Source organism: Desulfocurvus vexinensis DSM 17965 (assembly GCF_000519125.1).
Lineage (GTDB): Bacteria > Desulfobacterota > Desulfovibrionia > Desulfovibrionales > Desulfovibrionaceae > Desulfocurvus > Desulfocurvus vexinensis.
Genome location: NZ_JAEX01000041.1, coordinates 1 through 9,492 on the forward strand (window position 1 = coordinate 1; position 9,492 = coordinate 9,492).

Consider the following 9,492-nt stretch of genomic DNA (forward strand, 5'->3'; position numbering starts at 1 on the left):
GAGATTACCCCCGATCCCACCGGCGAGGTCCGCGAGCTTTTGGTGATCATGGCGCAGATCCACGCCTGCCAGGTCATGCGTTCGGCCACCGCCAACGCCTTCTCCTTTTCCAGCGGCGACAAGCGGGTGGACAAAACCGGCCAGCCCGGCCACTGGGCCAAGCTCGAGGCCGATCTGCTCGCCGACTACCGCCAGCGGCTCACCGAGCTGCGTCCGGACACCCAGCTCGATCAGGAAGCCTACATCCTGACCCCGAGCGGCCTTACGCCGGTCATCTACGAACAAGGGATCGATCTCGATGTTGTTGAATGACCGGGAACGCGCCGAAGCCGTGGCCGACGTCGCCCGGCTGATCCTCTCCTCCGGCCAGACAGCACGCGTCCTGCGCGTGGTTCCCGGCGAGCGGCTCTACGGCACCGACGATGCCGAATACGCGGAGATCTCTGTCATCCCCCTCGAACTGAACGAAACCCCGCCGGAGGAGCTGAGCGGCAAGATCGACGCGCTCGCCTGCGTCCTTCCAGATGCCGATGTCCGGGGTGAAGACCGCCTGGCCACCGACAGGGAAACCTATCGCATACAGAGTGTGGAGGAAGAACACTTCTTCGGCACCGTCACCCACAAGAACCTGCAACTGGTGAAGCTCAATGGGCGTTAGGCGAACCGGTGACTGGGACAAGGCCCGCGCCAAGCTGACCGCCGGCATGGGGCCGCGCCTGGCCACGGCCCTGCGTCAGGCCACGATCCGCAACGCCCTTTTTCTCGTGCGCGAGATCCAGCGGGGGATTCGCTCCCAGGCCCCGGGCGGACAGGCCTTCGTGAAGCTCGCCGAGAGCACCATCGAGCGCAAAGGTTCCAGCAAGGCGCTCATCGACACCGGCTTTCTCGTCAACGCTATCACCCAGAAGATCATGGCCGACAAGGCGTTCGTCGGACTGCTGCGCGGCACCGTCAACAAGGACGGTGAAGACATGGTGAACATCGGTGCCGTCATGGAGTACGGGGCCACCATCAAACATCCCAACGGCGCGACCATCGTCATCCCCGCCAGACCCTTTCTGCATCCGGTGATGGAGAAGTACCGCGAGCAAATCCTCCAGAACTATCGCGAGGCGATCCGCTCCGCGCTTTGAGCCTCCGACACATCCCCAGCGCTTCCGGTAAGTAACCAGGCAGAAAACGGAGGCGTCCCTTGAGCACGATACAGACCGTCACAGAAACCCTGATCCGCCTGGCCAAACAGGCCATCCACCCGGACACCGTGCTGGTGTTCCCGGATGACCTGTTCGAGGTCCAGCGCACCCCCAGCGTCATCCTCCAGGGGCCGAAGCTGACGGAAGACCGCTTCCGCCGCAGCCAGAGCCGCCTGTTCGAAAAGAATGTCGCGGAGCTGAGTTTCGAGGAGTGCCGGTTTCCCCGTCTCTATCACCTCGATTTCGACCTGGTGGTGACCGTGGACCGGGAGGCCGAACTGCTCGGGTTTCACGAGTCGGTATCGCGGTTCCTCCAGCTTCACCCGGAGATCGCCATCGCCGACCAGGGCAGCCTGAACCTCACCGAACTGGTTCCTCTGGGCGGCCTGGCCCGGGTGAACCTCTCCAACCTCCGGCAAAGCTCCGGACGCATCCGCATCGAATCCTGCCCGGTGTACGACGGCGACCTGCGCGACGGTCGGCTGATCCGGGACCGGACCTTCCAGTTTCACGGCGACGTGACAGAGCAACGAACCATTCAACCGTAAAGGAGAACTACCGTGATCGAGATCAGAAACCTGCAGTTCCAACCCCTGACGTTCAACCTCTCCGGCCAGGGAACCCTTCACCTCGGGCCGCGAGAACGCAAGAGCATCGCCCGCAAGGACCTCTCCGCCGAGATCAAGACCGCCGGAAAACGCGGCCTGGTGCGCATCACCGACCTGACCGGCGGCGTGGAACCGGAGCCGGAAAAGCCCACTGCAACCGATGACACCGCAGCCGATGAGGCCAAGACCACCAGCAAGCGGAGGAAATAACCATGCCGACCTATCTATCGCCTGGGATTTACACCCGGGAAACGGACTTCAGTTTCTATGTGAAGCAGATCTCGACCTCGTCGGCCGCCATGGTCGGGGTGGCCGAGAAAGGTCCGATCAACAAGCCCGTGTTGGTGACGAGCTGGGAACAGTTCATCAACCGTTTCGGCTCCTACATCAATGAAAGCTATCTGGCCTACGCCGCCCGGGCGTTTTTCGACAACGGCGGATCGGTCCTCTACGTCACCCGCATCGCCCATCTCACCGACCCCACCGACCGGGACACACTGACGGCGCTTAAGTCATCCGTCGTCCTCCAGAACCGGGAGGCCACGCCCGCCGACACCCTGCGGATAGAAGCAGTGAACGAAGGCGTCTGGGGCGACCGGCTCTCCATCTCCATCGAGGACGGTTCTCTCGATCCGGCCAACCATTTCAACCTGGTGGTCCGGCACAAAGGCGATGTGGTCGAGGTGTTCAAGGATCTGAGCATGGACGAGACGCTGCCGAACCATGTGGAGCTGGCGATCAACGACCGCTCGGATTTCATCTTGGTCCAGGATCTGGCCGCAGCAATGGGAACACCCGGCGACCGTCCGGCATTGGGCATGTTCACGCTCAGCGGCGGCGACAATGGTCTGACCGATCTGGCCGATGCGGGCTTCATCGGCGATCCCTCGCAGCATACCGGCCTCTATGGCTTTGACGAGATCGACGCCCTGAACCTGCTGATGGTCCCCGGCGTCACCACAGTGCCGGTGATCAACGCCGGAATCGCCTATGCCGAGGGGCGCAAGGATCTGCTGTTCATCGCCGACACGCCCATGCACCTGGAGCCGCTCGAAGCGGTCGACTTCCGCAAGGGACAAGGGATGTACAGCCACGCGGCCTTCAACTCCTCCTACGCGGCGCTCTACTACCCCTGGCTGGAGATCAGCGATCCGGTCAACTCGCGCAAGAAGCTGGTGCCGCCCTGCGGCGCGGTGGCGGGATGCATCGCCCGCAGCGACCAGAAGACCAACGTCTGGAACGCGCCCGCCGGTATCGACCGTGGCCGCATCTTCAACACGCTCTCCCTGGCCTACAAGACCAGCCGTGGGGAGCGCGATGTGCTCTATCCGGAAGGGATCAACGTCATCGCCGTGTTCCCCGACACCGGCATCAACATTTGGGGCCAGAAGACGCTGCAGAGCCAGCCCTCGGCCGTGGACCGCATCAACGTCCGCCGCCTAATGATGTTCATGGAGGAAGCCATCTCGGAATCCTCCCGCTTTGTGGTGTTCGAGCCGAACCATCCCCAGACCTGGCGTGCCCTCGGCCGCCTGATCAACCCCTTCCTGCAGGACATCAAGGACAAGGGTGGCCTCTACGATTTCGCATTCCAGTGCGACGAGGAGACCAATACCCCGGCGGTCATCGACCGCAACGAAATGGTGGCCCGCGTGTTCGTCAAGCCGACCAAGACGGCGGAGTTCATCGAGCTGAACTTCATCCTGACCAGCACCGGCGCGGACTTCAAAGAAATCATCTAACGGGAGAACACGGCTATGAGAAGCGGAAATATGCCCAAGAGCCTTTACCAGAACTGGCAGTTCGCCATCGAGGTAAACGGCTTCGACGTGGCTCTGTTCCACAAGGGACAGGAGCCCAAAACCGAATTCGAGGAAGTGGCCTTTGCCCCGGCTGGTTCGATGTTCGACCAGAAGGTGGCGGGGCGGGTCAAGTTCGAGGACATCACCCTCGAGAAAGGCAACCTGCAGGACGGCTCCGACGAAGCGGCCCGCGAATGGATCAAGAAACAGGTGGACGTGAACGCCGTCACCGGCGGCCTTCCGGCCGACTACATGCGCGACATCGACGTTGTCCGCTACGACCGCACCGGCAACGAGACCCGCCGCTGGACCCTGCACGGGGCCTGGGTGAAGGCGCTCGAATACGACGAGCTCGAGGGCGGCAACACCGAGAACACCATCGAGAAGCTCACCATCTGCTTCCAATACTGGACCTAAACCGGAGGATCGACCATGTACAGCTTTGAACTGCCAAGCGGCACTGAACTCGAGCTCCGGGAAATGACCGGGGCCGAGGAAGAACTGCTCACCAACCAGCGCCTGATCCGCTCCGGAGAGGCGATCAACCAGGTGCTCCGCAACTGTTTCGTCCGGCTGGGCGAGAAGACCGATCCCGATCTCGCCGAGGTGATGAACCTGCTCTCGGGTGACCGGCTGTTCGCCCTGGTCCGCCTGCGCCAGATTTCCCTTGGGGACGAGGTGGAGCTGGAGCTGAGCTGCCCGAACAGCGCCTGCCGCATGACCAACTTCGTGACCGTCAATCTCGAGGATCTCAAAGTCACCCCCTACGGCGAGGAGCGCGAGTTCACCTTCAAGTTGCCCGGCTCGAAGAAAGCCGTCCGCTTCGGATATCTCGACGGCCACAAGGAAAAACGCCTGGCCAGCCTGCGCGAGCCCAACATCACCTCGGCCATGCTCATCCGTATCCTCGACATCGACGGCAAGGCTCCCTCCAAGAAGAGCCTGGCGGAAATGTCGATGCGTGACCGCAACGCGCTGCGACAGGAGATGTCGCGGGTCGACGCGGGAATTGACACCTCGGTCGAAACCGAATGCGATGGCTGCGGCACCAAGATCCGTACCCGCCTGGAGGCCGAACCGGCTTTTTTGTTCCCCGGAGTTCGCTTGTAAGCGACGCATTCTTTCTCGCTTACGGCGGGATTTAGCGCCGAGGTGATGAACCTGCTCTCGGGTGACCGGTTGTTCGCCCTGGTCCGCCTGCGCCAGATTTCCCTCGGCGACGAGGTTGAACTGGAGCTGAGCTGCCCGAACAGCGCCTGCCGCATGACCAACTTCGTGACCGTCAATCTCGAGGATCTCAAGGTCACCCCCTACGGCGAGGAGCGCGAGTTCGCCTTCAAGCTGCCCGGCTCGAAGAAAGCCGTCCGCTTCGGATATCTCGACGGCCACAAGGAAAAGCGCCTGGCCAGCCTGCGCGAGCCCAACATCAGTTCGGCCATGCTCATCCGCATCCTCGACATCGACGGCAAGGCTCCCTCCAAGAAGAGCCTGGCGGAAATGTCGATGCGCGACCGCAACGCACTGCGGCAGGAGATGTCGCGGGTCGACGCGGGAATCGACACCTCGGTCGAGACCGAATGCGATGGCTGCGGCACCAAGATCCGTACCCGGCTGGAGGCCGAACCGGCTTTTTTGTTCCCCGGAGTTCGCTTGTAAGCGACGCATTCTTTCTCGCTTACGGCGGACTGCACTGGGGCTGGTCGGAAACCCGCTCGCTGCCGCTCAGGGTCCGGCGTCAGTTCGTCGAGGCCCTCGAGCGGCAGCTTGATTTTGAACGTGAGCAAACGGAACGGCGATAGATGAACGGCGATCTCGGACTGGGCATAGTGGTATCGATGAAGGATGCGTTCTCGCAGAACGCGCAGCGCATCCGTGGTTCCATGATGGACCTCGATTCCACCGTGGCGGATGCCAGCGAGCGGATGACCCGCAACCTGGACCGCATCCAGCAAGGCACCATGATGCTGGGGGCGGGACTGGCCCTGATGGCAGTACCCGCCGCCCTGGTCGCCTCCACCGCCGCGACCCAGAAAGCCCTGGGCGAGCTGGCGTCCCTCGGCGTGCAGGACCTCCGGGCCATCGAGGACGCCGCAGAATCCTTCACCAACCAATGGTCCGGTGCCGACAAGGCCGCCTTCATCACCGCCACCTACGATGTGAAATCGGCCCTGTCCAACCTCAGCGACGAGGCGGTGGGCGTCTTCACCTCCATGGCAGCCATGACCGCCAAGGCGACCAAGGCCACCACCCAGGAGATGGTCGGCACCTTCACCACGGCCTACGGGATCTTCAAGCCCATCATGGCCGACATGAACGACATGGAATGGGCGACCGCCTTTTCCGGAGCCATGGCGCAGACCGTGGCCTCGTTCAAGACCAACGGCACCCAGATGGCCGACGCCATCAAGAACATCGGCGCGGTGGCGGCCGCGAGCAATATTCCGCTGAACGAGCAGCTCGCCGTGCTCGGTCAGCTCCAGACCACCATGCCCGGCTCAGAGGCGGGCACGCTGTACAAGGCGTTCATCATGAAGGCGGCCGAGGCCGGTGACGAGCTTGGCCTGTCCTTCACCGACACCAGCGGCCGTCTCAAGGGCGTGGTTCCCATCCTGCAGGAGATCAAGCGCCAGTTCCCCGATCTCTCCAACGCCGCCGCCCAGGTGAAGCTGAAGAAGGCCTTCGGCTCCGACGAGGCGGTCAAGTTCCTGCTGCAGATGTCGGCGGGCATGGAGAGCCTCGAAGGCAATATCCAGTCGGTAGGCCGGGCCATGAAGACAGGCACGGCGGTCACCGAACAGATGGCCGACGCCATGAACCAGGATATCGGAGCCCGGTTCCTGCTCCTGCGCCAGCAGATGGCCAACCTCAGCGAAATCCTGGGCCGCACGCTGCTGCCGGTGGTCACGCCGGTGATAAACGGCGTCTCCCGCGTCATTCTATTCCTGCAACGCATGGCCAAATCGATGCCGGGCGTGACCCGAGTGGTACTGGGGCTGTCCATGGCCCTCGGCACCATTCTGGTCGTGGCCGGAGCCGTCACCGCCGCCGTGGGCATGGTGGGACTCATGCTTCCAGCCATCAAGGCCGGGTTCGTGGCCATCAGCGCCGCGTTGGCCGGGGTGGGTTCGGCGGTCGCGACCTATTTTCTGCCCGTCACCGCGATCATCGCGGGCGTGATCCTCTCGGTGTATCTGCTCAAACGCGCCTGGGAAACCAACTTCGGCGGCATCCAGGACATCATAACCGGGGCCTGGAACAAGGTCTCGCTGGTCTTCCAGGGGATCAGAGAGCTGGTGGGTTCGCTCAGCGGCGGCGTCGGACAGATGTCGGCCGAACTGGCCCAAAAGCTCGAATCCGCCGGACTGCTGGGCTTCGTGGTCACCGTCTTCAAAGCCTATTACCGCGTTCGTGAGGCACTGGCCGGATTGTGGGGCGCGTTTTCCCATGCCTTTGGCCGCATCCGCGCCATCCTCGAACCGACCGTCCGCACCCTGATGAGTGCCTATGCGGCGCTGGCCAGCGCGGTCTTTTCAGTAGTGGAAATCTTCGGCGTGGCCGCCAGCGCCACCGATGGGTCGTCCTGGCGCACCTTCGGCACGGTTATCGGCACCGTCGCCGGTGTGCTTCTGCAGGGGCTGGCATTCGCGCTGAAGATCGTGGCCTGGAACCTGTCGCTCATTGTCAGAGCCCTGGCGGTGGTGGTGCGCAGCGTGGTCTGGGTCGGCAAGATCATCGTCGGGTCCCTGGTTGGAGCGGCCAAGTTCATCTACAAGTTCCTGTTGCCCGTGCGCATGATCGGCGAGGCCTTCATGGCCGCCGGGAAGATCGTCTATGCCGTCTGGCAGGTGCTGACCGGTGACATCTCCCTGCTGGACGGGCTCAAGGCCATCGGCGGCGCGGTCTACGATTTTCTCGCCACCCCGTTCCGCTGGGCGCGGGATGTGATGGTCGGCGTCTGGAATTTCATTTCCGGCATCTTCACCTCCATCGGACGCCTGGTGGCTGACGCCGCCGGACAGATCGGCCAGGCGATTCTGAATCTGCCGATCATCAGCACACTGCGGGAGATGTTTGCCACCGTGCGCTCCTTCTTCGCCGGGGACACCACCTTCTTCGAGGCGGGCAAAAAGCTACTGATCACCCTGGGCGAAGGGATCTGGTCGGCGGTGACCTATCCCTTCACCATGCTCAAGAACGCTTTGGGCAAGCTGCGCAATCTGCTGCCGTTCTCCGATGCCCGCGAGGGACCACTCGCCAGCCTGACCGCCTCCGGTTCCGCGCTGCTCAAGACCCTCGCCGACGGCATGAGCCTTACCCAGTCGCTGCCCGCGAAAGTGTTCGGCTTCGCCGCTCGCGGGATTCTCTCGGCCGCTGCGGGAGCCTGGCAGCAGATCAAGACGGCGGGCGGCAACCTCATGGACGCCGCCTCGGCTCCCTTCCGGATGGCTGGAAAACTCTGGGATGGGTTGACCTCCGGGGCTCAAACCGTCGCGGCCAAGGCCGGTGCCATCTTCGGCGGTCTCAAACAATCCCTGTTTGGCGGCACGCCCGAGCTGGCGATCAAGCCGCCCCAGGTCAATGCCTGGGACGCGCTGACCACGGGAGCCGTCAATGTTCGCGACCGGATCGTTGCCACGCTGTCGGCTGTCCCCGGGGCTGTGGGCCGAATCTTTGCCAGTGCCGGTACCGAGGGGCAATCCCTCTGGCAAAGGCTTTCCAGCGGCGCGAGCGCGGGCATTCAGGCGATCAAGGATCGCAGCGCCGGGATCGCCAACGGTTTGCTGTCCTCCGCTCGCGCCATGCTGGGAGTCCAGACCCCGATTCCGCAGGTGGCCGAGCAGAAGCAACCGCTCGGAGCTGCGCCGCCCGCCGAATCGATTGGGCAACGCATCATCGAAAGCGTGCTCAGTCTCGTGCCGCGTCTGGACGAGCGCCTGGTGCCCAAGGCCCTGAGCGCCATGCTGATGCTCCAGCCGGTCATGGCCACGGCCGCACCGCCTCCGCAACCGATGAACGGCACCGTGCAGACCGTCGCGGCGGCCGTCGAGCCGGTAAGTAAGACCTATACCCAGCCGTTCGCGGTGGAACCGGCACTGGAAAACGGAGATCCCTCTCCGGCTCCAGCCGGGATCGAGCGGCCCAAGACGGCCGCGCCGACTCCGATAGCGAAGCACCTGCAATCGGGACTCGCCGAGACGGTACCTTCGGAACGGTTGATTACTCCGGCCCGCACCGCTCCAGCGACACCCCAGCGCGGAGAGGAAGCCGGTCCGGGGCTGCGCGAACTGCTGGAATCGCTGCTCTCGCGCCTCGATGGCCTGGCCGACCGCCCGGTGGAACTGAGAGTGACCACCAACATCGATGGCCGGAAGGTGGCCGAGGCCGTCTACAAGGATCTGCGGGAGCGGAAGATCAGAAACTACGAAACACTTTGAGAGGACCGATGAAACGCATCTTTGTCTGCAGCCCGTTCGCGGGTGACATAGCCCGAAACGTGAAGGTCGCCGAGGCGCTTTGCCGACGGGTCATGAGAAACGGTCACGCGCCGTTCGCGCCGCACCTGTTGTATCCAACCTTTTCCGATGACAGCGTTCCCGAGCAGCGGGAGACTGGCATCGCCTGCGGCCTGGCCTACATGGAATGTTGCGACGAGGTGTGGGCGTTCACCGGCAACGGCATTTCCAGCGGCATGCGGCTGGAACTCGACCGGGCCGGACAACTGGGCAAGCCGATCATCGAGATCGCCGAGGTGTAAGCAATGGCCTGGGATCAACAACCCATCAAGGGATATCTGGTGGACGCCGACACGGGGGAGCGGCTCGAATTCCAGTACAACCCCAACTCCATCAGCGACGAGAAGTCGACCGACTACGCGACGATCAAGATCCC

General features: G+C 63.3%; 10 protein-coding genes and 1 pseudogene. All 11 read left to right on the forward strand.

Annotation, left to right across the window (positions count from 1 at the left end):
• The coding region (locus tag G495_RS0114140; RefSeq protein ID WP_028588326.1) for a hypothetical protein at window positions 1–312 on the forward strand (312 nt) is incomplete at its 5' end.
• On the forward strand, window positions 299–658 hold the full coding sequence (locus G495_RS0114145) for a hypothetical protein (RefSeq protein WP_028588332.1): 360 nt from the start codon (window positions 299–301) through the stop codon (window positions 656–658). The genes G495_RS0114140 and G495_RS0114145, both read left to right, overlap by 14 nt.
• Window positions 648–1,133: a phage virion morphogenesis protein gene (locus G495_RS0114150; RefSeq protein WP_028588327.1), complete on the forward strand. Its 486-nt coding sequence runs from the start codon at window positions 648–650 to the stop codon at window positions 1,131–1,133. Before G495_RS0114145 ends, G495_RS0114150 begins: the two co-directional genes overlap by 11 nt.
• 59 nt (window positions 1,134–1,192) lie before the next feature.
• Window positions 1,193–1,741 (forward strand): hypothetical protein, encoded by a 549-nt coding sequence (locus tag G495_RS0114155; RefSeq protein ID WP_013514556.1) that lies wholly within the window; start codon window positions 1,193–1,195, stop codon window positions 1,739–1,741.
• Window positions 1,742–1,753: 12 nt separating this feature from the next.
• On the forward strand, window positions 1,754–2,011 hold the full coding sequence (locus G495_RS0114160; RefSeq protein WP_022993000.1) for a hypothetical protein: 258 nt from the start codon (window positions 1,754–1,756) through the stop codon (window positions 2,009–2,011).
• Window positions 2,012–2,013: 2 nt separating this feature from the next.
• Entirely contained in the window at window positions 2,014–3,543 is a 1,530-nt protein-coding gene (locus tag G495_RS0114165) for a phage tail sheath C-terminal domain-containing protein (protein ID WP_028588328.1), read from the forward strand.
• A gap of 30 nt (window positions 3,544–3,573) precedes the next feature.
• Window positions 3,574–4,020, forward strand: a complete 447-nt coding sequence (locus tag G495_RS0114170) for a phage tail protein (protein ID WP_225940361.1) — start codon at window positions 3,574–3,576, stop codon at window positions 4,018–4,020.
• A gap of 15 nt (window positions 4,021–4,035) precedes the next feature.
• Entirely contained in the window at window positions 4,036–4,713 is a 678-nt protein-coding gene (locus G495_RS0114175; protein ID WP_028588329.1) for a T4 family baseplate hub assembly chaperone, read from the forward strand.
• 45 nt (window positions 4,714–4,758) lie between these two features.
• Entirely contained in the window at window positions 4,759–5,259 is a 501-nt protein-coding gene (locus tag G495_RS19375; RefSeq protein ID WP_245588447.1) for a T4 family baseplate hub assembly chaperone, read from the forward strand.
• Window positions 5,260–5,588: 329 nt separating this feature from the next.
• Window positions 5,589–6,602: pseudogene (locus G495_RS23015) on the forward strand (phage tail tape measure protein); the annotation flags it as partial.
• Between the two features lie 2,444 nt (window positions 6,603–9,046).
• Window positions 9,047–9,358, forward strand: a complete 312-nt coding sequence (locus tag G495_RS0114190) for a DUF7768 domain-containing protein (protein ID WP_028588331.1) — start codon at window positions 9,047–9,049, stop codon at window positions 9,356–9,358.
• Window positions 9,359–9,492: the final 134 nt, after the last annotated feature.

Bases quoted from the DNA above. Each gene is read 5' to 3' on its own strand.
- G495_RS0114175 (WP_028588329.1), top strand. From the start codon at position 4,036: ATGTACAGCTTTGAACTGCCAAGCGGCACTGAACTCGAGCTCCGGGAA.
- G495_RS0114170 (WP_225940361.1), top strand. From the start codon at position 3,574: ATGCCCAAGAGCCTTTACCAGAACTGGCAGTTCGCCATCGAGGTAAAC.
- G495_RS0114165 (WP_028588328.1), top strand. From the start codon at position 2,014: ATGCCGACCTATCTATCGCCTGGGATTTACACCCGGGAAACGGACTTC.
- G495_RS0114145 (WP_028588332.1), top strand. From the start codon at position 299: ATGTTGTTGAATGACCGGGAACGCGCCGAAGCCGTGGCCGACGTCGCC.
- G495_RS19375 (WP_245588447.1), top strand. From the start codon at position 4,759: ATGAACCTGCTCTCGGGTGACCGGTTGTTCGCCCTGGTCCGCCTGCGC.
- G495_RS0114190 (WP_028588331.1), top strand. From the start codon at position 9,047: ATGAAACGCATCTTTGTCTGCAGCCCGTTCGCGGGTGACATAGCCCGA.
- G495_RS0114150 (WP_028588327.1), top strand. From the start codon at position 648: ATGGGCGTTAGGCGAACCGGTGACTGGGACAAGGCCCGCGCCAAGCTG.